Genomic DNA, 26,185 nt, shown 5'->3' on the forward strand with positions numbered 1-26,185 from the left:
GCGGGGGCTCCGAGGAACCCCCGCCACACCGAAACCGCCGCCTCAACAGACGCAGAAGCCCGGATCTACGCCGATACGGCATCGATCCGGGCCAGGGCGTCATCCGCGCCGTACGGCTGCAAGTAGGGCAGCCAGCGCGGGTCCCTATGCCCCGTCCCGATGATCCGCCAGGCGAGGCCGGACGGCGGGGCGGGCTGATGGCGCAACCGCCAACCGATCTCGGCGACGTGCCGGTCGGCCTTGACGTGGTTGCAGCGACGGCAGGCGGCGACGACGTTCTCCCAGGTGTGCTGGCCGCCGCGGCTGCGCGGGATGACGTGGTCGACGCTGGTTGCGACGCCACCGCAGTACATGCAACGCCCGCCGTCCCGGGCGAACAGCGCCCGGCGGGTCAAGGGGACGGGCCCCCGAAAGGGGACCCTCACGAAACGCTTCAAGCGGACCACGCTCGGAGCGGGTATGACATGGGTCGCGCTGTGCATCAGGGCGCCGGATTCCTCAAGGCTGACGGCCTTCTCATTGAGGACGAGGACGAGCGCGCGGCGGAGCGGTACGACGCCGAGCGGCTCGTACGACGCATTGAGGACCAGGACGTGCGGCACGGGTGCCTCCTTGTACGCCGGCGGCGCGTGGCTCGCGCCGGGACGATCTCCCCACAGTGTCCCCCGGTGCCTGGTCGGAGCGCCACCATGACCAGGTAACGGGCCGGAGGTGTTTTCCACCACAGCGCCGCAGATCCCTCCAGATCCTGCTCATTCCGGCCGTCCCGGGCGCCGTTCGATCGAACACAGGCGCGGTCCGCCCGCGTTGCCCCGTTAGTGTGGTAGATCTGCCCGGCTTCCTCGGGTCCCTGAGCGGGCCGGGCCTGCTGTCCCTCACGGAAGGTTCCGCTGTGTACTGGTCCGCCCTGACGGCCGCCGCCGCGCCACCGCGCACCGCCGCGTCCGGCTCCTCCGGTCCGACCTCCCTCGACGAGGCCACCCAGAAGGCGACGAACGCCGCCGACTGGATTCAGGCGAACTGGGGGACGTGGCTGACGTCCGCGCTCCAGATCATCTTGATCATCGTGATCGCGGTGGTCCTGCGGCACGTGATACGCCGCACCATCACCAAGCTCATCGAGCGGATGAACCGCACCGCGTCCGCGGCGCAGCACACCCCACTGGGCGGGCTGCTGGTCAACGCCGAGCGGCGGCGGCAGCGCTCGGAGGCGATCGGCTCGGTGCTGCGCAGCGTCGCCTCCTTCCTGATCATGGGGACCGCCGCGATGACGGTGCTCTCGGTCCTCCAGATCAACCTGGCGCCGCTGCTGGCCAGTGCGGGCGTGGCCGGCGTCGCGATCGGCTTCGGCGCCCGCAACCTCGTGACCGACTTCCTCTCCGGCGTCTTCATGATCCTGGAGGACCAGTACGGCGTCGGCGACGAGATCGACGCGGGCGTGGCCACCGGCACGGTCATCGAGGTCGGCCTGCGGGTCACCAAGTTGCGCGGCGCCAACGGCGCGATCTGGTACATCCGCAACGGCGAGGTCAAGCGGATCGGCAACCTCAGCCAGGGCTGGTCCACCGCCTCCGTCGACGTGCTGATCGCCGCGGACCAGGACCTGGAGCGGGCCCGCGAGGTGATCACCGACGCCGGTGAGGCGATGTCCAAGTCCGAGCCGTGGAACGAACTGCTGTGGGAGCCGGTGGAGGTGCTGGGCCTGAGCGAGGTGTCGCTGGACACCGTCACGGTCGGCGTCTCGGCCAAGACCATGCCGGGCAAGGCGGGCGGTGTGGAGCGGGAGTTGCGCTGGCGCATCAAGCACGCGCTGGACGCGGCCGGCATCCACCTCGCGGCGCGCCCGGCGGCCGAGGAGGAAGAGGACGCGCCGGTCGATCCGTCGGCCGCCGTCGCCGCCCCGTCGGCGCTCAACAACCCGTCGTCGCCGCAGTCCCTGGCGACGTCACCGATCCCGCCGCAGCTGAGCAAGGAGCCCCCGTCGGGGCGGTGAGCGCCGGCCGGGGGCGACCCCGCAGCCCACGTATGACAGAGGGGCATGTGACTCAGATCACATGCCCCTCTGTCATACGTACCGCGGCCCCGCTTCGTGTCCGGGATGTCGGCACCAACGACACCAACGACGGAGAAGGAGACTTCACCATGAAGATCCGCAATCGCGTGGCCACGGGGGCCGTCGCTTCGGTCCTGATGCTCGGCAGCGCGGCGGCCCTGACCGCCGCCGCCCCCGCCTCCGCCGCGGCCCGGCCGCAGATCAAGAACGACCTCACCTGCACCACCAACAGCGACGGCCGCCGCGGCACCGCGGACTGCACCAACAACACCAACCGCACCATCGCCTTCCGGGTGACCGTGGTCTGCGGCTGGTGGCCCGACCAGACCGGCCCCTGGCGGACCCTCAACCCGGGCGCCCGCGACCACTCCGAGGCCACCTGCGACGGCGGCACCGGCGTCGGCAGCGTCGGCTGGCAGGAAGGCTGAGCCGACCCGGGGCCCCACCGCCCCCCTGACGAGCAGGGGCACGGGCACCACGAGAACGCCGGGGGACACAGGGAACACGGGGAACACGGGGGAACACCGAGGGGCGCACCGGCCGATCGCCGGGCGCCCCTCTTCCCGTCCTTGCCCCTCTTCCCGTCCTTGCCCCTTTTCCCGCCCTTGCCGTGCGCACCGCGTCCGGCCCCGTACGGCACCGAACCCCGTCCAGACCATTGACGCGCACCTGACCGGCGGCCTACCTTCCTTCCCAGTAATTGGAAGGTTTCCTAACAGACACCTTCCGGTCAGCTTCCGCACGGAACACGGGGTGGGCAACAGCCATGGCCGCAGCAGGACAGGGAACGCCGGGCACGCCGAGGGTGCTACGGGCGATGAACGACCGGGCCGCACTGGACCTGCTGGTCTCCCAAGGCCCCCTGACCCGCACCCAGATCGGCGAACTGACCGGCCTGTCGAAGCCGACCGCCTCCCAACTCCTGGCGCGGCTGACCGCGGCAGGACTGGTCCGCACCACCGGCAACGTCACCGGCCGGCCCGGCCCCAGCGCCCAGCTCTACGAGGTCGATCCGGCCGCCGCCCACGTCGCCGCGCTGGCCGTGGACCAACTCGGCATCACCGCCGCCGTCGCCGACATCACCGGACACGTCCTCGGCGAGCAGCGCGTCGACACCACGACGGTCCCCGACGACGCCCCCGACCTGACCGCCCGCCTCGTCGCGCGGGCCGTGGACGGCGCACTGGCCGCGGCCGGCGTGGAGCGCGGGCAACTGCACCGCGCGGTGATCGGCACCCCCGGCGCGCTCGACCCGCAGACCGGCCTGCTGCGGTACGCGCCCCACCTGCCCGGCTGGCAGTCGCGGGCACTGCGGGAGGAACTGGCCGAGGTCCTCGGCATCCCGCTGGTCATCGAGAACGACGTGAACCTCGCCGCCGTCGCCGAACAACACGACGGCGCCGCACAGGACTTCGACGACTTCGTCCTGGTCTGGGTCGACGAGGGCGTGGGCGCCGCGATCGTGCTGGACGGACGGCTGCTGCGCGGGGCCACCGGCGGCGCCGGCGAGATCGGCTACATGCCGCTGCCCGGCGCACCGCTCGCCCGGGACGGCGACCGCAGCGCCGCCCGGCCGGACGCCGGCGGCGGGTTCCAGCGCCTGGTCGGCACCCCGAGCGTCCTCGCCCTCGCCCACGAGTACGGCGCCCCGGAAGTCCGCACCGTCGCCGAGGCCCTGGCCCGGGACGACGTCCGCGCCGAAGTGGCCCGCCGACTCGCGACCGGCCTCGCCGCCGTCGTCGCCGTCGTCGACCCCAGCCTGGTGGTGCTCTCCGGCGAGGTGCCGCAGGCCGGCGGGGAGGCCCTGCGGACCCTGGTCCAGGACGAGTTCACCGGGCTCGCGCTGCCCCGCCCCGAGATCCGGATCAGCGACATCGCCGGGAACCCCATCCTCACCGGCGCCCTGCGCACGGCGCTCGCCGAGGCGCGCGACGCCGTCTTCGACACCGCGTGACCCCCTCGCCGCGCCGGCCGAGGAGCCCCGCCAGGCCCCCAAGGAACCCCTGACGTAAGGAAGTCCGCATGCCGCTCTCGCGCCCGGGTGTCCGCACGCGTCCACGCCTCGGCCCACGCCGCCGCCCACGGATCCGGGCAGGCACCGGCCTGACCGTCGCCCTGGCCACCGCCGGACTGCTCGCCGCGGGCTGCGCCAACCCCAGCGTCGGCAGCGACCGCGACGACCCCACCCGGCCGGTCACCCTCACGTTCTGGCACGGCTGGTCCGACGCCAGCGAGGTCAAGGCGATCGACGACAGCATCGCGCGCTTCGAGAAGCTGCACCCCAACATCACGGTGAAGGCCGTCGGCAACGTCTCCGACGACACCATGAACCAGGCACTGCGCGCCGGCGGCAGCGACGCCCCCGACGTGGTGTCGTCGTTCACCACCAACAACGTCGGGCAGTACTGCTCGTCCGGGATGTGGGCGGACCTCGACCCCTTCCTGAAGAAGACCGGCGTGGACAAGGCGAAGGTCTTCCCGAAGACCCTGCTCGACTACACCCAGTACCGCGGCCGGCAGTGCGCACTGCCCCTGCTCGCCGACGCCTACGGGCTGTACTACAACAAGGACGCGTTCGAGGAGGCCGGCATCACCCGGCCGCCGCGCACCATGTCGGAACTGAAGCGGGACGCCGTGAAACTGACCCGGCGCACCCAGGACGGCGGCTACCACCGCCTCGGATTCATGCCGAACTTCCGGCTCTACCAGAACAGCCCGGACCGGCTCTTCGCCCAGTGGGGCCCCCGCTACTTCGACCGCAACGGCAAGGCGCGGCTCGCCGAGGACCCCGCGACCCGCGACTTCCTCACCACCCAACGCGGCCTCATCGACGCCCAGGGCGGATACCGCGCGACGGAGAAGTTCCGCACCACCTTCGGCGACGAGATGTCCTCGCAGAACGCCTTCCTGCGGCAGAAGGTGGCCATGCACATGGACGGCGAATGGCGCGGCCTGATGCTCAAGGAGGCGAAGGCGCCGTTCCGGTGGGGCGTCGCGCCGATGCCGGTGCCCGACGACCAGGCCGACGCCTACGGCCGGGGCTACCTCACCGGCACCATCGCGGGCATCGCGCACAGCAGCCGGCACCAGAACGCCGCCTGGGAACTGGTGAGGTTCCTGACCGTCGACACCGACCAGGTCGTCGCCTTCGCCAACGCCATCCACAACATCCCGTCCACGAAGGCCGCGCTCGCCTCACCCCGCCTCGACGCCGACCCGGACTTCCGCACCTTCCTGCGCATCGCCACGAACCCCCGCAGCACCGCCCTGCCGCCCTCCAACAACGGCGACATGTACGTGACCTCCCTCCAGGACTTCTCCTACGCGGCGGAAGCCGGAAGGGTCCCCGACCTCGACGCGGGACTGCGCGGACTCGACGCGCGGATCGACGCCGACAACCTCCAGTCCGAGAACTGACGGAGCGCCCCGCATGGCAGCCACCGCCTCCCCCGCCCCGGAACTCCGCCGCAAACAGCTCCGCGAACGCCTCCGCATCCTGGGGTTCCTCTCCCCCTGGCTCGTCGGCTTCTCGGTCTTCTTCGGCTACCCGCTGATCGCCACCGGCTACTTCTCGTTCATGCACTACAACCAGATCGAGCAACCCACCTTCGTGGGCCTGCGGAACTGGACCTACGTACTGACCCAAATGCCGCTGTTCGGGCCCGCGTTGTGGAACACGCTCTGGCTGGTCGTGGTGATGGTGGCGCTCCGGGTGATCTTCGGCCTGGGCATCGGCCTGCTCATCACCAAGGTCAAATCGGGTGCCGGGTTCTTCCGCACCGCCTTCTACCTGCCGTACCTGGCCCCGCCGGTCGCCGCCACCGTCGCGTTCGTCTTCCTGCTCAACCCCTCGACCGGCCCGGTCAACGAGATCCTGGGCGCGCTCGGCATCCCCGCCCCGGAGTGGTTCAACGACCCGACCTGGGCCAAGCCCTCCCTGGTCCTGCTGTCCCTGTGGGGCATCGGCGACCTGATGGTGATCTTCATGGCGGCACTGCTGGACGTCCCCAAGGAGCAGTACGAGGCCGCCGAACTGGACGGCGCCGGCGCCTGGTCGAAGTTCCGCTACGTGACCTGGCCGGCGATCACCCCGATCGTGCTGTTCGCCGTGGTCACCGGCGTCGTGCAGACCATGCAGTACTACACCCAGGCACTGGTCGCCGGGAAACTCGCCTCCGGCGTCTCCATCGGCCCCGGCAGCGTCATCCAACCCGGCTACCCGGACCACTCCACCCTGACCGTGCCACAGCTCGTCTACTCACTGGGCTTCCAGAACTTCAACACCGGGGCGGCCTGCGCCCTGTCCCTGGTGCTGTTCGTCATCGCGATGGCCGTGACCACCCTGCTGATGCGCAAGCGCGCCGGCCTGCTCCCGGCGGACGACTGAACCGACACGACCGAGGACTGATCCGACGTGACCACCACGACGCTCACCCGCCGTCCCGCCCGGGCCCGCACGCCCGGCACCACCGGCACCCCGGCCGCCCGGGCCCGCCGCAAACGGCTGCTGCACTGGATCGCCGTACACGCCATCGCCATCGCCGCCGCCCTGTTCTTCCTGCTGCCGTTCGTCTTCGTCTTCCTGACCTCCGTCATGAGCGACGACCAGGCGATGAGCGGCGAACTGTGGCCGCACCAGTGGCACTGGTCCAACTACGCCGCGGTCTTCACCACCCCCGGCTTCCTCGACTGGTGGAAGAACTCGCTGCTCTACGCGGGCCTGGGCACCCTCTTCACGGTCTGCTCGGCGATCCCCGTCGCCTACGCGCTGGCCCGCTTCCGCTTCCGCGGCCGCCGCACCGCGATGGTCCTCGTCATCTCCACGATGATGCTGCCGCCCCAGGTCGTGGTCATCCCGATGTACCTGGTGTGGGCCCAACAACTCCACCTGACCGGGTCGATCTGGCCGCTGGTCGTCCCGATGGCGTTCGGCGACGCCTACTCGATCTTCCTGCTGCGCCAGTTCCTGCTGACGATCCCCCAGGAGTACGTGGAGTCCGCGAAGGTCGACGGCTGCGGCGAGCTGAGAACCCTGCTGCGGATCATCGTCCCGATGGCCCGTCCGGGCATCGCCGCCATCGCGCTGTTCCAGTTCTTCTACTGCTGGAACGACTACTTCGGCCCGCAGATCTACACCGCGCAGAACCCGGCCGCCTGGACGCTGTCCTACGGCCTGGAGTCGTTCAAGACCGCGCACAGCGTCAACTGGAACCTCACCATGGCCGCAACGGTGCTGGTCATGGCCCCCGTCATCGTCGTTTTCTTCTTCGCACAGAAAGCCTTCGTCGAAGGCGTCACACTCACCGGAGTGAAGGGCTGAAACGGATATGAAGCTGGCAGTGGTCGGCGGCGGCTCGACCTACACCCCCGAACTCATCGACGGTTTCGCGCGGTTGCGCGACGTCCTGCCGGTCACCGAACTCGCCCTGATCGACCCGGCGGCCGACCGGCTGGAGCTGATCGGCGCGCTGGCCCGGCGGATCTTCGCCCGGCAGGACCACCCGGGCCGGATCACCTGGACCGACGACCTCGACGCCGGCCTCGACGGCGCCGACGCCGTCCTCCTCCAACTGCGGGTCGGCGGCCAGGCCGCCCGCAACCAGGACGAGACCTGGCCGCTGGAGTGCGGCTGCGTCGGGCAGGAGACCACCGGCGCCGGCGGTCTCGCCAAGGCACTGCGCACCGTCCCGGTCGTCCTGGACATCGCCGAACGGGTCCGCCGGCGCTGCCCGGACGCCTGGATCGTGGACTTCACCAATCCGGTGGGCATCGTCACCCGGGCCCTGCTCAGCCACGGCCACAAGGCCGTCGGCCTGTGCAACGTGGCCATCGGCTTCCAACGGAAGTTCGCCTCACTGCTCGGGGTGGCTCCGGAGCGCGTCGAGTTGGAGCACGTCGGCCTCAACCACCTCACCTGGGAACGGGCCGTCCGGGTCGACGGGACGGACGTCCTGCCCCAGCTCCTCGCCGCGCACGGCGACGCGGTCGCCGCGGACATCCGCATGCCCCGCCCGCTCCTGGACCAGCTGGGCGTCGTCCCCTCGTACTACCTGCGCTACTTCTACCAACACGACGCGGTGGTCGAGGAACTGCGCACCAAGCCGTCCCGCGCCGCCGAGGTCACCGCCATCGAACGGCAGCTGCTGGACCTGTACGCCGACCCCACGCTCGACGAGAAGCCCGAACTCCTCGGCCGGCGCGGCGGCGCCTTCTACTCCGAGGCCGCGGTGGCCCTGACCTCCTCGCTGCTGGGCGGCGGGAACCTCAACGGCACGACCGGGGGCGCCGGGGACACCACGGGCCGGGGGGACGCGACGGACGGGCCCAACAGCGTCAGCCGGTCGGGGCGTTCGGACGGCGAGGATCCGCGCGGCGAGGAACTGCCGGCCCGGGCGGCCGGGGGCGGGCAGTCGGCCCAGGTGGCCGGTAGCGGTCAGACGACCCGGGCGGCCGGCGACGTCCAGATCGTCAACACCCTCAACAACGGGACGTTGCCGTTCCTGCCGGACGATGCGGTGATCGAGGTGCCGGCGGCGGTGTCGGCCCGGGGGGCCTCCCCCCTCCCCCTCCGCCCCCTCGCCCCCCTCTTCGCCGGACTGGTCGCCAACGTCACGGCCTACGAGCACCTGGCCCTGGACGCGGCCCTCAAGGGCGGCCGCGACCGGGTGTTCTCCGCGCTCCTCGCACATCCCCTCATCGGCCAGATCGACTACGCGAACCGGCTCACCGACCAGCTGATCGCACACAACCGGGAGCACCTCACGTGGGCCTGACCGGCACCGCCCTCGCCATCGACGCGGGCAACAGCAAGACCGACGTGGCCGTCCTGGCCACGGACGGCAGGATCCTCGGCCGGTCCCGCGGCGGAGGCTTCCAACCGCCCGTGGTGGGCACCGCCCGGGCCGTGGACACTCTGGCCCCGCTGATCGCCGCGGCCCGCGCCCAGGCCGGCCTGGCCGACCACACCCCCGTCGACCACCTGTCCGCCTTCCTCGCCAACGCCGACCTGCCGGTCGAAGTGACCCGACTGACCGCCGAGATCGCCGCCCGGGGCTGGGCGGACACCGTCACCGTCCGCAACGACACCTTCGCCCTGCTCCGCGCCGGACTGCCCGACGGCGGCGAACCGTTGGGCGTCGCCGTGGTCTGCGGCGCCGGCATCAACTGCGTCGGCCTCGGCCACGGCGGCGCCACCGCCCGCTTCCCGTCGATCGGCCGACTCTCCGGCGACTGGGGCGGCGGTTCCTTCCTCGCCGACGAAGCCCTGTGGCGCGCGGCCCGGGCCGAGGACGGCCGCGGCGCCCCCAGCGCGCTCGCCCGCGCCCTACCGGCCCACTTCGGACTGGCCACCATGCTGGAGCTGATCGAAGCACTGCACCTGCACCGCATCCCCGAAACCCGCCGGCACGAACTCACCCCCCTGCTCTTCGCCGTCGCCGCGGACGGCGACCCCGTCGCCCGCGCCGTCGTGGACCGCCAGGCGGAGGAGATCGCCGTGCTGGCCACCGTCGCCCTCCAACGCCTGGACCTGCTCGCCGAACCGACCCCGGTCATCCTCGGCGGTGGCGTCCTCGCCGCCCGGCACCCGCAGCTCCACGACCGCCTCACCCACCTGCTGGCCGAACGGGCCCCGAAGGCGGTGCCGCACGTCATCACCGCGCCCCCGGTCCTCGGCGCCGCCCTGGACGCCTTGGACCGGACGACCCCGGCACCGCCCCCGCCGGCTTACGCGCGCCTGCGGTCGGAGTGGGCGTAGGGCCGCGGCCGCGCCGTGCCCGCCCCTGCGCGCCGCCCGCCCTCAGCCCACCTGGACGCAGTCGCCCCTGCGGGTCTCGGTGCGTTCGCCCGGAGCCAGGATCAGGTCGGCCACGGACGGGGATCTCTCACCCTCCGTGAGGATGGTGAGGGGGTGGTCGGTGTCGTTGATGACGCGGGTGGGGGTGCCGTCGGCGGCGTGGAAGAGGGGGTAGGTGCCGGCCGGGTTGATGTAGGTCGTGCTGCCGATGGTCAGGAAACCGCTGGCCGGGGCCGGGAGTTCGGGGATGGGTGAGGTCCGGGTGGCGGTTCGGGTGGCGGCCTTGGTCAGCGGCGTCAGGAGCTGGTTGATACGGCGCATGGCGTCCCTCCGGTGCTGCGCGGGGTGGTGGGGTCGGCGGGCTCGCCGACCCTTCGTCACTCAGCGTAGCCGGAGGGGGTGGGTTCGTCAGCGGCGCGCGGGGGTGAAGGCGGGGGCGTGCGGGGCGCGATGCGCGCCGTTCCTGTCGGCGCCCGGCCCGTACGAAGCCCGACCCGTACGAAGGCCCGCGCCCCGTCACGGCCGGCCGGCCGCAAGCCGGCGGGAGGCCGGGGCACGCCGCCCGCGGCCGGTCGCTCGCGCGGGCGGTCGTCGGGCCCGCGGTCAGTCGTCGAGTGGCAGTGCCAGGTCGCGCACGTGGCCGGCGAGGAGGAGGACGGCGGCGTCGACGGCGGCCTGGGCGTCCTGGGCGCGGATGGCGTCGGTCAGGCGGGAGTGCGGGTCGGTGGGGTCGGCGTCGGCGGTGTCCAGGCAGGCGGCGCGGCGGAGTTCCTCGCGCAGGGCGGCGCTGAGGGAGCGGTAGATGTCGGCGAGGACGGGATTGGCGCTGGCCTCGGCGACCAGGACGTGGAACTCGGCGTCGGCGGCGGTGAACGCCTCGCTGTCGTGCTGCGCGAGGGCGGCCTTGCGGCGGTCCAGGGCGGCCTCGATGCCGGTGAGCTGTTCGTCGGTGCGGTGCTTGGCGGCCTGCCGTGCGGCGACCACGTCGAGTCCCTGGCGGACCTGGGTGACGTGGCTGAGTTCGGCGCGCTCCAGGCGGCGGCGGAGGGCGACCGCGCTGTCGTCGTCGGAGATCACGAAGGTGCCGTCGCCCTGCCGGGGTGCGAGCAGGCCGGAGTGGACGAGGGAGCGGACCGCCTCGCGGACCGAGGCGCGGCTGACGCCGAGGGCTTCGGAGAGGGCGCTCTCGGGCGGGATGCGGCTGCCCACGGGCCAGGCGCCGTTGACGATCTGGCCGCGGATCTCGTCGGTTGCGGACTCCACGAGCGACACCCGACCCTTGCGGACGGTCTGCACTCGATCACTCCCCTTTTCTCGGCGGGTCGGACGTTCGTCGGGCGGGACGGACGGCTCCGGGCGGCGCGGGAGGCGGACGGGTCCGGTGCGGGCGGGCGGCGCGGGTCCCGTGGTGCGGGACTCCGGACGCGCGTCATCCGGGGTGGTGGCCGGCGGCGGAGCGTCCGTTCCCGGTCGCCTGATGTCCGGCGACTCCTCGTAAGGGTAATGCGGGGCGGCGGCGGTCCGCCCCGGTGCGGTGGGGAACCGCGGCGGTGCGGGTCTGCGTGAGGGGAACAGAGAGGAGAGGAGAGGAGCGGGGCGGGGCGGTGCAGCGCGGTGAGGGCGCCGTGGGGGTGCCGGGGTGTTTGGCGTTCCGAACAAGATCGGGTCAAGTCCGGTGTGCTGGTGGGGCGGCCCGGACATACTGACGGCCGTGCGCCCGTGCCCGTGGGCGCCTGGCGCGGGGCCGGCCCGCAGCGAGCGAGCAGGGGGTGGTGCGTCGGTGTCTCCGGTTCCTTCGGTGTCGACGGAGGCGTCGGTGCCTTCGCAGTCGTCGGGGTCCTCGGGGGCCCCGGGGTCCCCGGGGTCCCCGGGATCCCCGGGATCGTCCGCGGCGGCGGGTCCTGCGGCGTCGTCCGCGGTGCCGGCGCGCCGGCGTACCGCGTGGGCCGAGGGGCTCGACCACCTGCGGGGCGCCGCCACGACCGAGCCGGGGCGGTTGCGTGCGCTCGGTGCGGTGCTGGCGCTGCTGGTCGTGGTGTTCGGTGCGGCGACCGCCTGGCAGGTGACGGACCGGTCCGCGGCCGCCGACGACGTCGTGCTGCGCAGTCAGCCGTTGACCGTGGACGCGGCGAGCATCTTCCGGTCGTTGGCGGACGCCGACACCACGGCCGCCGGTGGGTTCCTGGCGGGCGGCACGGAGTCCGCGGCGACCCGGCAGCGGTACGAGGCGGACGTCGCGACGGCGTCGCAGCTGCTGGTCAGGGCGGCGGCGAACGCGCGGGTGCCGGGTGCGGAGGACGGCGCGGCGGACCGGACCGGGGAGCAGGTCGCCCGGCTGAACGCGTTGCTGCCGCGGTACACGGGGTTGATCGAGACGGCCCGGACCAACAACCGGCAGGGGTTGCCGCTGGGCGGCGCCTACCTGCGGTACGCGAACGGGCTGATGCGGACGGAACTCCTGCCGGCGGCGCAGGCGTTGTACGAGGCGGAGACGCAGCGGCTGGCCGTCGACCAGGCGCGGGCCACGGCGTGGCCGGGGTTCGCGCTGGTGGCGGGGGTGATCGCCCTGGGGGCGCTGGGCTGGGCGCAGCGCCGGCACTACCGGCGGACCAACCGGGTGTTCAACCGCGGTCTGCTGGTGGCGACGGTGGCGTCGGTCGCGGTGCTGTTGTGGTTGGCGGTGGGGCATGCGGTGGCGCGGGCCGGGCTGGTCGACGCGTACGAGCATGGGACCCGGTCGTTGCAGGCGCTGAACACCGCGCGGATCGACGCGCTGCGGGCGCGGGCGGACGAGAACCTGACGCTGGTGGCGCGCGGTGCGGTGCTCACGGCCGATCAGAAGGACTTCTACGAGGTCGACTTCCAGTCGAAGATGGGGCATCTGGCGGGCCCGGGCGGTCCGGGTCCGGTGGTCGCCGCCGGTGAGTTGGGGAAGGCGCTGGCTCTGGTGGACGACGAGGCGGGGCGGCGGCCGGTGCTCGACGCGGTGGCGGCGGCCGGGCAGTGGCGCACGCGGCACGCGGCGGCGCGGGCGGCGGACGACCGGGGCGCCTATGACCGGGCGTTGGCTCAGGTCATCGGGGGCAGCGGTTCTACGGGGGCGTCGTTCGACCGGGTGGACACCGGGCTCGGGCGGGCGTTGGTGCACGAGCAGGCGCGGTTCCGCGCGACGGCGGACGGCGGGCGGGCGGCGTTCCGGTTGCTGGCGGTGGGTGGCGCGGTGCTGGCGGTGCTGGCGGCGACGGCCGCGGTGTGGGGCGTCGGGCGCCGGTTGTCGGAGTACCGGTGAGGGGGCCCGGGATGCGTCAGACGCGCGGGCGGGGGCTGCGGGACCTGCGGGCCGTGTTGGGGCCGGTCGCGGCGGGGATGGCCGTGATGGCGGCGACCGCGACGGTGCTGGTGCCGGCGCTGGGGCGCGGGGCGGGGTGGTCGGAGGGGTCCGGGCCGGTGGCGGAGCACCGGGCGTACGGGCCGGGGACGGCGACCGCGACGCCGGCGGGGGCGCGGTGCACGCCGGGGACGGCGGCCCAGAGCCTGCGTCCGTCGCCGGCCGACGGCCCGGCGGTGGAACGGATCAAGAAGAAGGGGCAGTTGGTCGTCGGGGTGGACCAGAACACCTACCGGTGGGGGTACCGGGACCGGGACACGAACCAGTTGGAGGGGTTCGACATCGATCTGGCGCGGGCGATCGCCAAGGACATCCTCGGGCCGGACGCCAAGGTGGTGTTCCAGGCGGTGCCGACCAACCAGCGGATCCCCGCGGTGCAGCAGCGCACGGTGGACCTGGTGGTGCGGACGATGACGATCAATTGCGCGCGCAAGGAGCAGGTGGCGTTCTCGACGGCGTACTTCCAGGCGGGGCAGCAGGTGCTGGCGCCGAAGGCGTCGTCGATCACGGCGTTCGACGATTCGCTGCGGGGTCAGCGGGTGTGCACGGCGGACGGTTCGACGGGGGAGGCGGAGTTGCGTCAGCACCCGCACGGTGCGCGGGTGCTGACGGCGCCGAACCAGTTGGACTGCCTGGTGCGGTTGCAGTTGGGCGAGGCGGACGCGGTGGTCACCGACAGTGCGTTGGCTGCGGCGCAGGCGGCGCAGGACCCGACGGTGGAGCTGAAGGGCAAGCCGTTCACGGACGAGTCGTACGGCGTGGCGATGAACAAGGACGATCCGGATCTGGTGCGGCGGGTCAACAAGGTCCTGGACGACTACCGCAGCGGGGGCGACGACAGTCCGTGGATGCGGGCGTACCGCAAGTGGCTGCAGGCCGATCTGCCGGGCATATCGGGGCCGCCGGCGCCGGAGTACGGCGACTGAGCGTGACCCGGCCGTGGTCGGGGGCCCCACGGAGCGTCCGATGGGGTCACTATGGAGGGACGGGAGCGGGGGGAAGGGGAGCGAAGGGCCGGCGAGCGAGCCGGGCGCACCAACCGCCGTGCACGGTACGCGTATTGGAGAGGTGATCGATGGGGGTCCCTGGACCCTTCCCCGGTTCGGCGGGGCGGCCCGACGCCCCGGCGCTGGACCGGGAGGAGGCGGACCGTGCGCTGGCGCGGCTCGGCGCCGAGTACGAGGCGATCGAGACCTCGCTTTCGGCGTTGCAGGACCACGCCGGCCGTCGGCTCCTGGAGGGCGCCGACCTGTCGGGCGTCACCAAGGAGCGGTGGGCGCAGACGGAGCGGTCCCTGGCGGCGCTGTGGTCGCTGTTCGACGCGTACACGGAGGTGTTGTCGGCCGCCCGGGAGGTGCGGGCGCGGCGGCGTTGGCCGTCCGCGGCGGATCTGGCGGAGCTGTCGGAGGTGCTGGGTCGCGGTGCGGCGCCGGTCGCGGTGGGGGACGGTGTCGGCGGGGCCGGGGCCGGGGCGCGGATCGGGTTGGCGGAGCTGGTGGACCGGTTGACCGGGCTGTACGCGCGGTCGTTGGACGTCATCGTGGCGGCGGACGCGGTGTGGTCGGCGTTGCCGGCGCGGATAGACCTGTTGGCCGAGGAGTTGCGGCGGACGCGGTCGTTGGCGCATTCGGTGGGGGTGCGGCCCGGGGAGCATCCGGCGGGCGACGACCTGGAGCGGATCACGCAGGAGCTGGCGCGGTTGCGGTCCCAGGTGATCGCGGATCCGTTGGCGTTCTGGGTGTCGTCGGGGGCGGGGAGCGCTGCGCCGGGCGGTGGTCGGCCGGACACGGTGCGGTACGACCGGGCGGCGCGGGCGTTGGAGGACATCCGGCGTGAGGTGGCGGCGGTGCTGGACGTGCGGCAGGACGCGGAGCGGCGGTTGATGCTGCTGCGTGACGTGCTGTCGCGGGCGGACCGGACGTTGACCGAGGCGCGGCAGGCGCGCGGTGAGGTGCTGGCGAAGATCGCCGCGTCGGAGGTGCCGGCGGTGAGTGGTCCGTCGACGGTGCTGCACGAGCAGTTGGCGGCGGCCGCGGAGTACCGGCGCCGGTCGCAGTGGCATCGGTTGTCGCCGCTGTTGGACAGTTTGGAGGAGCGGGCCGAGGAGGAACTCCAGCGGGCTCGGGCGTCGTTGACGGCGGTGACGGCGCCGTTGGCGGTGCGGGCCGAGTTGCGGGGCCGGCTCGACGCGTATCGGGCGCGGGTGGTGCGGCACGGGATGGCGGCGGATCCGTTGCTGGTGGAGCGGTACGACCTGGCGCGCCGGATGTTGTGGAGTGCGCCGTGCGATCTGCGGGCGGCGGAGCAGGCGGTGTGGCGTTATCAGGAGGCCGCGGCGGAAGCGATGGTTCCGCAGGCCGGCGACGGCAGGGGGGAGCCGTGACGGAACGGGACGGGGGGCGGTGCCAGCGCCGGGAGTGCGCGGGGCACTACGAGGACGTCGGCGGCGGGGAACTGTACTGCGAGGTGTGCGGGCTGGCGCCGGTGGTGTCCCCCGAGGGGCTGCTGTCGGCGACCGCGACGGTGCTGACGGAGCGGATGGACCTCGGGGGCGCGACGGTCGCCGGGCCGGCGCCGTCCGGGGGCGGTCGGGGACGCCGGCCGGACGGGGCGCACGCGCCGGGGCGGGCTTCGGGGGTCGGCAGCGGGTCGGGCGGGCGGACGTCGCCGGTGGTGCACGGTTCCGGCAGCGGCCGGCCGGGCTCGGGGTCGGGGTCGGGGGGCGGTTCCGGGGCGTCGCGCGGTCGGTTGGGGGCCGGGCTGGTGTCGGTGCCGCAGGTGCCGCGGCGCGATCCGCTGGCGGCGGTGCTGACCGATCCGGAGGTGCCGGAGCGGAAGCGGTTCTGCAGCCGCGGGGAGTGCGGGGCGCCGGTGGGCCGGGGCCGGGACGGGCGTCCGGGCACGGCGGAGGGCTTCTGCACCCGGTGCGGCCATCCGTACAGCTTCGTGCCGAAGTTGCGGGCCGGGGAGTTGGTGCACGACCAGTACGAGGTCGCGGGGTGCCTGGCGCACGGCGGGCTGGGCTGGATCTACCTCGCGCGGGACCGGGCGGTCGACGACCGGTGGGTGGTGCTCAAGGGGCTGCTGGACACCGGTGACGAGGAGGCGCTGGCGGCGGCGGTGTCCGAGCGGCGGTACCTGGCGGCGATCGAGCACCCCAACATCGTGCGGATCTACAACTTCGTGGAGCACCTGGACCGTTCGACGGGCAGCCGGGACGGCTACATCGTCATGGAGTACGTCGGCGGCACGTCGTTGAAGGACCTCGCCAACGAGCGGCGCACCGCCCACGGGCGGCGCGATCCAATGCCGGTGGAGCAGGCGTGCGCGTACGGCATCGAGGCGCTGGAGGCGCTCGGCCACCTGCACGGCCGGCAGTTGCTGTACTGCGACTTCAAGGTCGACAACGCCATCCAGCAGCACGACCGGCTGAAGCTGATCGACCTGGGTGCGGTGCGGCGGGCGGACGACCACGAGAGCCCGCTGTTCGGGACGATCGGCTACCAGGCGCCGGAGGTCGGCGAGGTGGGGCCGTCGATCGCCTCCGACCTGTACACCGTCGCGCGCACCCTCGCCGTCCTCACCTTCGACTTCCAGGGGTACACCAACGTCTTCGCGGACTCGCTGCCGGACCCGGACCACATCGAGGTGTTCCGCTCCTACGAGTCGTTCTACCGGCTGCTGGTGCGGGCCACCGACCCGGATCCGGGGCGGCGGTTCGGGTCCGCGGAGGAGATGGCCGAGCAGTTGACGGGCGTGCTGCGGGAGGTGGTGGCGCTGCGGACGGGCGAGCCGCGGCCGGCACCGTCGACGCTGTTCGGGCCCGAGCTGCGGGTGGTGGGCACCGAGCCGATGCCGCCGCCGGCCGGGGACGCCTCGCTGCTGGGCGGCCGCCGGACCGGCCGGGGACGCGGGCGGCGGCCGGCCGGGGCGGATCCGGTGCGGCCGGCCGGCGGGCCGCAGCCGCGCCCCCTCGACGCGGCGGGGGCGGCGCTGGCACTGCCGGTGCCGCGGGTCGATCCGGACGACCCCCAGGCCGGGTTCCTGGCCTCCCTGCACGCCGCGACCCCGGCGGAGCTGCTGGCCGCGCTGCGGGCGGCGCCGGCCGACTCGCCGGAGGTCCGGCTGCGGGCCCTGCGCGCCCAACTGGAGCTGGGGCGGGGCGCGGCGGACCCGCGTCCGGAGGCGCCGGACGCCGGGGAGCGGTGGGACGCCGGCGGGCCGCCGGACGGCGCCGGGGACTGGCGGACGGTGTGGCACCGCGGGCTGGTGGCGCTGGCCACCGGCGACCGGGAGGGCGCGGCGCTCGCCTTCGACGCGGTCTACGACGCCTTTCCGGGTGAACCGGCGCCGAAGCTGGCGCTGGGCATCAGTGCCGAACTGCTGGGGCAGTTGGACAACGCCGCGGAGTACTACCGCCTCGTGTGGGCGACCGACCGCGGGTACGTGAGTGCCGCGTTCGGGCTGGCCCGGGTGCGGCTGGCGGCCGGTGACCGGACGGGTGCGGTGGCGGCCCTGGAGTCCGTGCCGGAGGCGTCCATCCACTACACGGCGGCCCGGATCGCCGCGGTCCGGGCCCGGCTGCGGCAGCGCTCGCCCCGGGAACCGCTGCTGGCGGACCTGACGGCCGCCGCCCAACAGGTGCAGGCGCTCGCCGACTTCGGACTGGACGACCGGCGGCGGGAACTCCTCGCCACCGAAGTGCTGGGCAGTGCCCTGGACTGGGTACTCTCCGGAGGCCACGGCGACGGGCCACCGGCCGGCACCCCCGGTGACGGGGGGTCGGGCGGCACTGCCGGGCCGCCGACCGCGCACCAGCGGCCGGCGCTGCTCGGCAGCCCGTTGGACGAACGCGGGCTGCGGTTCGGGCTGGAGCGTTCGTACCGCCTGCTGGCGCGCCTCGCGCAGCGTGGCGAGGAAAGGATCGAGCTGGTGGAGCGGGCCAACCGCTTCCGCCCCAGGACATGGGTGTGACATGGGAGTGACTGGGCCGTCCCGGTGCCGGAGCTGCGGCGAGCCGCTCGACGCGGGGGACAACTACTGCGGGCGGTGCGGAGCCGATCCCCTGGCGTCGGGCGGGTACGGAGTGCCCGCGGGATACGGGACACCGCCGGCGGCGGCGTACCCGGCGGGGGCGGTGATGCGGGTGGGACCGCCGCCGCCGGACCCCACGACCCGCCTCCCGCACGCGGAGTACGGCGATCCGGTGGCGGCGCAGGCCGCTGCCGGCGACCGTCCGGCCGACCCCCGGGTGGTCGGCTACGAAGCGGTCGCCGACGCGGCCGCCGGCACCGGGGCGCGGGCCGAAGCGGACGCAGGGGCGGCGGGCCCGGACGCGTCCGGTGCCGAAGCGGAAGCGGAGCGCACGACGGACCTCGGCACGACCGGTGCGCCGGCGCCGGAAGCGGCGGGCGGGGCATCAAGCGGAGCCGCCACCGGACCGGTTGCGGGGGCCGGCCCCGATCCCGCGACGGCGGGAAGCGGAACCGCACCGAAGGCTCCGGCGGGGCCGCCGCCCCGCGACCATCTGGAGCGGGAGGCGGCCGGCGGCGCGGCGGTCAGCGACCGCGGCCACCGGCACCACCGCAACGAGGACTTCTTCGCGCTCGCCGACACCGCGCTGCCGGACGGCTCGCCCGCGGTGATCGCGGTGGTCTGCGACGGGGTGTCCTCGGCGACCCGCCCGGACGAGGCGTCCGAGGTCGCCGCCGAGCGGGCCGCCGGCGCGCTGCGGATGTCCCTGCCGCGCGGTGAGCACCCGCAGCAGGCCATGCGCGACGCGGTGCTGGCGGCCTCGGCGGCGGTCGACGCGCTGGCCGCCGACCCGTCGATAGCGCACGACGAGTACCGCCAACAGAACGCCCCGGCCTGCACCTTCGTCGGCGCCGTGGTCGGCGCCGACCTGCTGACCATCGGCTGGGTCGGCGACAGCCGGGCGTACTGGATCCCCGACGACCGCACCGCACCGCCGGTCCGGCTGACCGAGGACGACTCCTGGGCCGCCCAGATGGTCGCGAACAACCTGATGACGGCGGCCGAGGCCAACGCCGACGAGCGGGCGCACGCCATCACCGGCTGGCTGGGCGCCGACGCGTACGAGGTCGAACCGCACGTCGCGGCGTTCCGGCCGGACGGACCGGGGACGGTGGTGGTGTGCACGGACGGGCTGTGGAACTACGCCGAGGAGGCCGGGGCGCTGGCCGCGGTGCTGCCCCTGGACGCGCCGGCCCGGCCGTTGCAGGCCGCGCGGGTGCTGGTCGAACACGCCCTGGACGGCGGCGGGCACGACAACGTAACGGTCGCGGTGGTGCCGTTCCCGGCGCCTTCGCCAGGGGCAGGATCGGCCTGAGCACCTCGCAACCGCACGCGCCGGACCCGGCCACCACCCAACGGGCCGGCCGCCCGCCGGTGGACCGGCCGGTCGGCGGCGGCCGCAAGGAGCGGACGTCATCCATGGCCAACTTCGCCAAGTCGCGGGTGCCGCGGTTCACCGTCGAGGTGCACCACAACCCGCATCTGCCCGAGGGCGGGCGGACGCTGCACGCGGTGGTCACCGTCACCTCGACCGGGGGCGGTTCGACCGGCGGCCGGCCGGTGCCCGGGCCGCGTTCGCACGCCTCGGTGGCGGTGGCCGGTGCCGAGCCCGGGACCGGCCCGGCCCTCGGCCGGGACGCGGGGGTCGTGCTGCGGGTGCGGACGCCGCTGGGCGCCGAGGTCACGTCGCTGCGGCAAGTGGCGCCCACCGCCGAGGACCTGACCGCCCGGCGGAGCGCGTCGGGGCCGCGCTCGGGCGACTACCCCACCGGCCCCTGGGGCGACGAGTCCCGCGACTACCACCTCGTGCTGCGGGTCCCCGATCCCGGGCTCGGCCGGGAGATGCTCGCCGCCCGGATCTCGGTGCTGCTGCCGGCACCGGGCGGCACCGCCCCCCGCGTCGTGGCACAGGGCCTGGTCCGGGCCGCGTGGACGGACGATCCGGTCGCCGCGGTACGCATCGACCCACACGTCGCGCACCACACGGAACGGTCCGAACTGGCGCAAGTCATCCAGCGGGGACTGGATGCGGCCAAGTGGGGAGATGCCGGCCGCGCCGTGGCGGAACTGCGTCGCGCGGCGTCGCTCGCCGGCGGCCCGGGGAACGGTGACACTGCGAAACTCCTTGCGAAGGTGGTGGGCGACGTCGATCCCGCGACCGGTACTGTGCGACAGGCGGCGCAGGCGGCCGAGGCCGAACGGGAGGACTCCCGAACGACCCCCGACCCCCCTGCCTCGCCCGGAGAAACAGCAATGAACGAGCACGATCAGCTCTGATCGGTACCACCCGGAAGAAACGGTACGGAGGGGGAAGAACCGACATGCCGACCTGCCCGAGCGGCCACCAGTCGGTGGCCGAAGACTGGTGCGAGGTGTGCGGCCAGCGCATGGCGGGCGCAGTTCCCCCGCCACCCTCCCTGCCCGCGGGATTCCTGAACTCGCCACCGCCCGCCGACCCGACGGGCCCCGCGGGCCCGCCGCCCGGCCAGCCCGCACCGCCGCCGCCCGGAATGCCCGGTCCCCCGCCGACGGGTCAGCCTGGCCCGCCGCCGGGAATGCCCGGCCCCGGCCCGGTCGGCCAGCCCGCCCCGCCGCCGCCGGCCCCGTTCGAGCAGCAGCAGCCGGGCCCGCCGCCCGGGATGCCCGGCCCCGGCGGCCAACCGCCGCAAGGCGGCTACGGCTTCCCGCCCCCGGCACCCTTCGAGCAGCAGCAGCCCGGTCCGCCGCCCGGCATGCCCGGCCCCGGCGGCCAACCGCCGCAAGGCGGCTACGGCTTCCCGCCCCCGGCACCCGGCCCCGGCATGCCCGGCCCCGGCCCGACGGGCCAGCCCGGTCCCCCGCCGCACGCCGCACCGCCCCCCGCGCCCGGCCCCGAGCAGTCCGCCGAGTTCTGCCCGCAGTGCCGCACCCCGCGGGAGGGCATGACGCCGTTCTGCTCCGAGTGCCAGTACAACTTCCTCACCAACTCGCCGGCGTCGTTCGCCCCGCCGCCCGGCGCCCCGATGCCCGGCGGCCAGCCGCAGGGCGGCTACGGGTTCCCCCCGCCGGCGCCCGGCCCCGGCATGCAGGGCGGTCAGGGCGGCTACGGCTTCCCGCCGCCGGCACCGTTCGAGCAGCAGCAGCCGGGCCCGCCGCCCGGAATGCCCGGCCCCGGCGGCCAACCGCCGCAAGGCGGCTACGGCTTCCCGCCCCCGGCACCCGGCCCCGGCATGCCCGGCCCCGGCCCGACGGGCCAGCCCGGTCCCCCGCCGCAACAGGGCGGTGACGACTGGACGCTGACCCCGCCGAACCAGCAGGCCGCCGCACCGATGGCCCCGCCGCAGCCCGGACCCGGCCCGCAGGCCCCGTTCGAGCAGCAGCCACCGCCCCCGTTCCCTCAGCAGCCGCAGCAGCCGCAGCAGCCGCCTCAGGGCTTCGAGCAGCAGGGTTTCGAGCCGCCGCAGCAGCAGGGACCCGACGGGCAGTGGCCCGGCGGCCCCGGCCAGGCTCCGGCGGCCCCGCCGCAGGGTCCGCCGCCGGTGGTCGGCGACGGCTGGGTGGTGGCCATCGCGCCGGACCGCGAGTACTTCATGGCGATGATGGGCCGCAGCGGCCCGGAGGCGGCCGGCCTCAACCTGCCCTCGTACTCGCCCGAGCAGGTGCTGCCGCTCGCCAACGGTCAGATCTCCGTCGGCCGGCGCCGCAACAGCACCGGCGAGTCCCCGGACGTCGACCTGGGCCGGACCCCGGAGGACCCGGGCGTCTCGCACCAGCACGCACTGCTCGTCCAGCAGCAGGACGGCAGCTGGGCGGTGGTGGACCAGAACTCCACCAACGGCACCACGGTCAACCTCGCCGAGGAGCCGATCCAGCCGTACGTCCCGGTGCCGCTGCACGACGGCGACCGGGTGCACGTCGGCGCCTGGACGACGCTGACCGTGCGCCGCGGCTGACCGCACGCACCACCGCACCACCCCAACTCCGGGGCGTGATCGACCGATCGCGCCCCGGAGTCGCACCCGCCGCCGGTCGTCCTAAGTCCCGAGTCCTCGGCCGGGGCGTCTGCCACCATGGACCGGTGAACAACATTCCGCACGGCGCGCTTCAGGAGCAGACCTTCTACGAGCAGGTCGGTGGCGAGGACACCTTCCGCCGTCTGGTGCGGCGCTTCTACGAGGGGGTCGCCGAGGACCCGCTGCTGCGGCCGATGTACCCGGAAGAGGACCTGGGGCCGGCCGAGGAGCGCCTCGCCCTCTTCCTCATGCAGTACTGGGGCGGCCCCCGCACCTACAGCGACAACCGCGGCCACCCCCGGCTGCGGATGCGGCACGCCCCGTTCACCGTCGACCGGGCCGCGCACGACGCCTGGCTGCGGCACATGCGGGACGCGGTGGACTCCCTCGAACTCACCGAGGAACACCGCGCGCAGTTGTGGGACTACCTCACGTACGCGGCCGCCTCCATGGTCAACACCGCGGGGTGAGAGAACGGTCACACCGACCGGAACCCACGCGTCCCCGTCACGATCCGGTCAAGACCACCCGCGAACCCCCCGCCCGGCGCACCGCCCTCTGAAAGCATCCACGGCGTCCGATCGCATTGTCGGATGCCTCGCGTCTGCGGGTGCCGAGAGCCGCCGGCGCCCCCGGACCGGAGGCCCGAGCCGCTCCGGGGGGATCCGTGCCCGGCTTCGTCGTGCTGCGGGTGCGCGCGCACCGCGTCCTGCTGGGCGCCGCCCTGCTCACGGTGGTGCTGACCACCACCGTCCTGGCCACCCTCGCCGCCTTCTCCGACGCCGTCGGCGACGCCGGACTGCGGCAAGCCCTGGGGGGCCACCCCGAGGGCCGCGGTTCCTCCCGCGCTGCCGCCCCTCCAGGTCAAGGCCCAACTCCCCTCCTCCGGACGGCAGTCGGCCGACCGGGCGGTGGCGCGTGGCGCCGCCTACGCCCGGCTCGCCCGCGCCACCGGCCTGGGCCCCTTCGACCCCGCCGACCTGGCCGACCCGGGCGGCGACCGGCCGCTGCCCGCCCTCGTCTCCACCGGCGTCCGCACCCGCTTCGGCACCGCCCCGATGGTGCTGCAACCGGAGTTCGGCCAGCTCGTCGTGGAACCGGCCGTGGTCCGCCGGGACACCCCCGCCCAGCCCGGCGGCGACTTCGTCGTGGTCGACGCCCGCGGGGTGCAGCGGCGCCACCCGGACACCTACGCCGACCCCGCCACCGGCCCCTCCGTCGCCCCGCTCGCCGGCCGCTCCCTCGATCCCGGCGCCCTGCGCACCGCCCTGCGGAACAACTCCCCCACCGCCCTCACCACCGGCCTCACCCTGCGCTCCGCCGTCCGCGCGCAGTTCGCCGACTCCCCCCTGCACCAGGGCGCGGAACGCCTCTACGCCGCAGCCGTCGCCGCCGGCACCGGCTTCGCGCTGCTCGCCCTGTCCCTCGCCCTGCTGCAGACCGCTCCGGAACGCACCGGGCTGCTGACCGGCCTCCGTGCCCTCGGCCTGCCCCCGGCCCAGGGCCGTCGCCTGCTCGTCCTCGAAGCGCTGCCCCAGGCCGTGCTCGCCGCCGCCCCCGTGCCCACCGCACCCGTCCGCCTCGACGCCGACCCCGCCTCCCTCGTCCTGCCCTCCCTCGCCGACCTGGAACACCGCGCCACCGCCCACCGCGGCCGCCCCTCCTACGGGCACGACGCGCTGATCGCCTGCGACCGGCTGGTCCGGGTCTTCACCACGGACGGAGTGGAGGTCCAGGCGCTCCAGGGTCTCGATCTCCTGGTCGCCGAGGGCGAGTTGCTGGCGCTCGTGGGCGCGTCCGGAAGCGGCAAGTCCACGTTGATGAACATCCTGGCCGGACTCGACGTCCCGACCGCCGGCGCGGCCCGGGTGGCCGGCCGCGACCTCCTCACGATGGACGCGCGGACCCGCCTCGACTACCGCCGCAACGTCGTCGGCTTCGTCTGGCAGCAGACCAGCCGCAACCTGCTCCCGTACCTCACCGCGCTGCAGAACGTCACCCTGCCGATGCACCTGCGCGGCGGCCGCCGCCGCGCCGCACGCACCGAGGCGGCCGAGGAGTTGCTGTCCCTGCTCTCCCTCACCCACTGCCGCGACCGGCGCCCGCACCAGCTCTCCGGCGGCGAGGCCCAACGCACCACCATCGCCGTCGCGTTGGCCAACTCCCCGGCCGTGCTGCTCGCCGACGAACCGACCGGCGAGTTGGACTCGCACACCGCCGAGCAGGTCTTCGCGGCCTTCCGCACCGCCAACGAGGAACTGGGCACCACGATCGTCATCGTCACCCACGACCAGAAGGTGGCCGCCGAGGTCCCGCACCGTCGCCATCCGCGACGGACGCACCGCGTCGGAGGTCCTGCGCCGCACCGGGATCGACGCCGCGACCGGTCAGGAGTCCGTCGTGGCCCGGGAGTACGCCACCCTCGACCGGGCCGGCCGGCTCCAACTCCCCACCGACTACACCGCGCCCCTGGGCATGCGGGACCGCGTCCTGCTGCAACGGGAGGCCGACCACATCGGCGTCCGGCCCGACGCCCCGGCGACGGCCGCCGACGACGACGCGCCGCGCCCGTCAGGACCGGATGCGCGACAGGCGCCGGCGGGCGGGCGGGCGGCCCGCCACCGCGCCTCACCCCGACGCACCGTCAAACGGGCGTGACCGTCAGGCCCGACAGCCCGGCCGACCCCGTCGACCCACCGGCCCGCACCGCGACCGAACCGTACGGCGTGCTCAGCCGCAGCCATCCCCCGGCCGCCAACAGCGCCGGCGCCGGCGCCTGGGCACCCACCGGCCCGGCCGCACCGGACCCCGCACCGCCCGCGACGGCCGCCCGCGGGGTCGCGCCCGCGCTCCCGGAGGCCGCCAGCGCGCCGGCCCGCGCCCCGCGCAGGAAGCCGAGCGCCTGTGCGGCGTGCACCGCGCGCAGCGGCAGCTCCGTGTCGCCCAGCGTCCGCGACCAGATCTCCCGACCGATGCGGTCCCGCTCGTTGCGGGTGCGCCGCTGCGGCGGCAGCGCCTCGTCCCGGGCGCGGAACTCGGCGACGGCGGCGGACACCGCGCGCACCAGCGCCTCCGGCGTCGGCAGTCCGGGCACCCGCGCCCAGCCGCCCCGCGGCGGCAGCACCCCGGCCCACGGCGGGCCGGTGACGGCGGCGGGCACGGTGACGCCGCCCGTCGTCTCCGCCACGCCTTCGAGGAGTTCCCCGGCGGACACGGTCACGTCCAGGTCGAGGCCGCCGCCGGGCCCCCGACCGGTCCGGGCGTCAGCCGCAACGGGGCCGCCGCCGGCGTCGACCACGCCGTCGTCGGCCAGCCGGGCCGTCCGGATCGCCAGCACCTCGAAGGACGGCGGGCGCCCGAAGACGGCCAGCACGCCGCCCCCGACCTGGAGCCGCACCGCCGCACCGCGGTCGTAGTGGATCAGCCGGGCGAGGAAGGCGGCGAGGTCCGCCGCCTCCCCGGCGTCGGCCAACCGCAACACCGTCATGCGCCGACGGCCCCTTCCTGATGTGCGGCGTCGTCCAGGTACTCCTTGAGGATCGCCTTCTCCTCCGCCGTGAGGCGGCGCGGCCGCCCCGCGGCGAAGTCGAAGGGCACGACCACGGTCGAGGCCCGCAGGTAGACCGTGTCCTCGTCCTTGACCTCGTACCCCACCGTCATCGACGCGGCACTGATCTTCTGCACCCACAGCTCGACGGTCACCGGCTCGGGCCGGTGCACCAGCTGCCGCAGGTAGTCGATCTCGTGCCGGGCGACGACCGAGCCGCCCGTGAACGACGGACTGCCGTCCCCCGGCGCCAGCCGACTCATGAAGTCGATCCGCGCCTCTTCGAGGTAGCGGACGAACACCGCGTTGTTGACGTGGCCGAACGCGTCCATGTCCGACCAGCGCAGGGGGCAGGAGTAGAGGTGTCGCACGGCGG

The 26,185-nt window shown here is 74.4% G+C and carries 20 protein-coding genes and 3 pseudogenes; 18 read left to right on the plus strand and 5 right to left on the minus strand.

Annotated elements, in window-relative coordinates; translation table 11 throughout:
* Positions 1-65: 65 nt before the first annotated feature.
* Positions 66-602, minus strand: coding sequence for an HNH endonuclease (locus tag ACJ6WD_RS16135; protein ID WP_016575977.1), 537 nt, complete (start codon positions 600-602; stop codon positions 66-68).
* 290 nt (positions 603-892) lie between these two features.
* Between ACJ6WD_RS16135 and ACJ6WD_RS16140 the strand changes: the two genes are divergently transcribed.
* From ACJ6WD_RS16140 to ACJ6WD_RS16180, 9 genes and pseudogenes are all read left to right on the plus strand, one after another.
* The gene (locus ACJ6WD_RS16140; protein ID WP_233657700.1) at positions 893-1,993 is read left to right on the plus strand and encodes a mechanosensitive ion channel family protein; all 1,101 of its coding nucleotides are present in this window, start codon (positions 893-895) and stop codon (positions 1,991-1,993) included.
* A 149-nt stretch (positions 1,994-2,142) separates the two neighbouring features.
* Complete coding sequence (locus ACJ6WD_RS16145; protein ID WP_016575975.1) at positions 2,143-2,481, plus strand: hypothetical protein; 339 nt, start codon at positions 2,143-2,145, stop codon at positions 2,479-2,481.
* 389 nt (positions 2,482-2,870) lie between these two features.
* On the plus strand, positions 2,871-4,007 hold the full coding sequence (locus ACJ6WD_RS16150; RefSeq protein ID WP_331248316.1) for an ROK family transcriptional regulator: 1,137 nt from the start codon (positions 2,871-2,873) through the stop codon (positions 4,005-4,007).
* 68 nt (positions 4,008-4,075) lie between these two features.
* Entirely contained in the window at positions 4,076-5,470 is a 1,395-nt protein-coding gene (locus tag ACJ6WD_RS16155) for an ABC transporter substrate-binding protein (protein WP_331248317.1), read from the plus strand.
* Positions 5,471-5,483: 13 nt separating this feature from the next.
* Positions 5,484-6,440 carry a carbohydrate ABC transporter permease gene (locus tag ACJ6WD_RS16160; RefSeq protein ID WP_233657697.1) on the plus strand — a complete coding sequence of 319 codons (957 nt, stop codon included), beginning with the start codon at positions 5,484-5,486 and terminating at the stop codon, positions 6,438-6,440.
* Between the two features lie 27 nt (positions 6,441-6,467).
* Complete coding sequence (locus ACJ6WD_RS16165; protein ID WP_331248319.1) at positions 6,468-7,373, plus strand: carbohydrate ABC transporter permease; 906 nt, start codon at positions 6,468-6,470, stop codon at positions 7,371-7,373.
* 7 nt (positions 7,374-7,380) lie between these two features.
* Positions 7,381-8,313, plus strand: a pseudogene (locus tag ACJ6WD_RS16170) (6-phospho-beta-glucosidase); the annotation flags it as partial.
* A 201-nt stretch (positions 8,314-8,514) separates the two neighbouring features.
* Positions 8,515-8,826 (plus strand): annotated as a pseudogene (locus tag ACJ6WD_RS16175) (6-phospho-beta-glucosidase); the annotation flags it as partial.
* Positions 8,817-9,809, plus strand: coding sequence for an N-acetylglucosamine kinase (locus tag ACJ6WD_RS16180; RefSeq protein ID WP_233657694.1), 993 nt, complete (start codon positions 8,817-8,819; stop codon positions 9,807-9,809). The pseudogene ACJ6WD_RS16175 and the gene ACJ6WD_RS16180, both read left to right, overlap by 10 nt.
* 42 nt (positions 9,810-9,851) lie before the next feature.
* Here the strand turns inward: ACJ6WD_RS16180 and ACJ6WD_RS16185 are convergent, their stop codons facing one another.
* Both ACJ6WD_RS16185 and ACJ6WD_RS16190 read right to left on the minus strand, forming a co-directional pair.
* Positions 9,852-10,169, minus strand: a complete 318-nt coding sequence (locus ACJ6WD_RS16185; RefSeq protein WP_233657693.1) for a hypothetical protein — start codon at positions 10,167-10,169, stop codon at positions 9,852-9,854.
* A 282-nt stretch (positions 10,170-10,451) separates the two neighbouring features.
* Positions 10,452-11,111, minus strand: a complete 660-nt coding sequence (locus ACJ6WD_RS16190; protein ID WP_407616011.1) for a FadR/GntR family transcriptional regulator — start codon at positions 11,109-11,111, stop codon at positions 10,452-10,454.
* A 655-nt stretch (positions 11,112-11,766) separates the two neighbouring features.
* On the opposite strand from ACJ6WD_RS16190, the gene ACJ6WD_RS16195 reads away from it, so the two are divergent.
* The 9 genes and pseudogenes from ACJ6WD_RS16195 to ACJ6WD_RS16235 all read left to right on the plus strand — a co-directional run bounded on the left by ACJ6WD_RS16195 (position 11,767) and on the right by ACJ6WD_RS16235 (position 24,920).
* Complete coding sequence (locus ACJ6WD_RS16195) at positions 11,767-13,137, plus strand: hypothetical protein (protein WP_233657691.1); 1,371 nt, start codon at positions 11,767-11,769, stop codon at positions 13,135-13,137.
* An 11-nt stretch (positions 13,138-13,148) separates the two neighbouring features.
* Positions 13,149-14,162 carry a glutamate ABC transporter substrate-binding protein gene (locus tag ACJ6WD_RS16200; protein WP_331247059.1) on the plus strand — a complete coding sequence of 338 codons (1,014 nt, stop codon included), beginning with the start codon at positions 13,149-13,151 and terminating at the stop codon, positions 14,160-14,162.
* A 149-nt stretch (positions 14,163-14,311) separates the two neighbouring features.
* Complete coding sequence (locus ACJ6WD_RS16205) at positions 14,312-15,619, plus strand: hypothetical protein (RefSeq protein ID WP_407616012.1); 1,308 nt, start codon at positions 14,312-14,314, stop codon at positions 15,617-15,619.
* Positions 15,616-18,210: a tetratricopeptide repeat protein gene (locus tag ACJ6WD_RS16210; RefSeq protein ID WP_407616013.1), complete on the plus strand. Its 2,595-nt coding sequence runs from the start codon at positions 15,616-15,618 to the stop codon at positions 18,208-18,210. The genes ACJ6WD_RS16205 and ACJ6WD_RS16210 overlap by 4 nt, the downstream gene beginning before the upstream one ends.
* Before the next feature lies 1 nt (position 18,211).
* Positions 18,212-19,585, plus strand: coding sequence for a PP2C family serine/threonine-protein phosphatase (locus ACJ6WD_RS16215; protein WP_331247062.1), 1,374 nt, complete (start codon positions 18,212-18,214; stop codon positions 19,583-19,585).
* A gap of 104 nt (positions 19,586-19,689) precedes the next feature.
* The gene (locus tag ACJ6WD_RS16220; RefSeq protein ID WP_233657686.1) at positions 19,690-20,547 is read left to right on the plus strand and encodes a hypothetical protein; all 858 of its coding nucleotides are present in this window, start codon (positions 19,690-19,692) and stop codon (positions 20,545-20,547) included.
* Between the two features lie 278 nt (positions 20,548-20,825).
* Positions 20,826-22,202 carry an FHA domain-containing protein gene (locus ACJ6WD_RS16225; protein WP_407616014.1) on the plus strand — a complete coding sequence of 459 codons (1,377 nt, stop codon included), beginning with the start codon at positions 20,826-20,828 and terminating at the stop codon, positions 22,200-22,202.
* A 125-nt stretch (positions 22,203-22,327) separates the two neighbouring features.
* Positions 22,328-22,732, plus strand: coding sequence for a globin (locus ACJ6WD_RS16230; protein ID WP_233657684.1), 405 nt, complete (start codon positions 22,328-22,330; stop codon positions 22,730-22,732).
* 1,137 nt (positions 22,733-23,869) lie between these two features.
* Positions 23,870-24,920 (plus strand): annotated as a pseudogene (locus ACJ6WD_RS16235) (ABC transporter ATP-binding protein).
* Here ACJ6WD_RS16235 and ACJ6WD_RS16240 read toward each other — a convergent pair.
* Both ACJ6WD_RS16240 and ACJ6WD_RS16245 read right to left on the minus strand, forming a co-directional pair.
* Positions 24,907-25,749 (minus strand): hypothetical protein, encoded by an 843-nt coding sequence (locus tag ACJ6WD_RS16240; protein WP_331247116.1) that lies wholly within the window; start codon positions 25,747-25,749, stop codon positions 24,907-24,909. The pseudogene ACJ6WD_RS16235 and the gene ACJ6WD_RS16240 overlap by 14 nt on opposite strands.
* Positions 25,746-26,180 carry a thioesterase family protein gene (locus tag ACJ6WD_RS16245; protein WP_016575352.1) on the minus strand — a complete coding sequence of 145 codons (435 nt, stop codon included), beginning with the start codon at positions 26,178-26,180 and terminating at the stop codon, positions 25,746-25,748. The genes ACJ6WD_RS16240 and ACJ6WD_RS16245 overlap by 4 nt, the downstream gene beginning before the upstream one ends.
* Positions 26,181-26,185: the final 5 nt, after the last annotated feature.

It is taken from the genome of Streptomyces sp. VTCC 41912, from assembly GCF_045799175.1.
Classification (GTDB): Bacteria; Actinomycetota; Actinomycetes; order Streptomycetales; family Streptomycetaceae; genus Streptomyces; species Streptomyces albulus_C.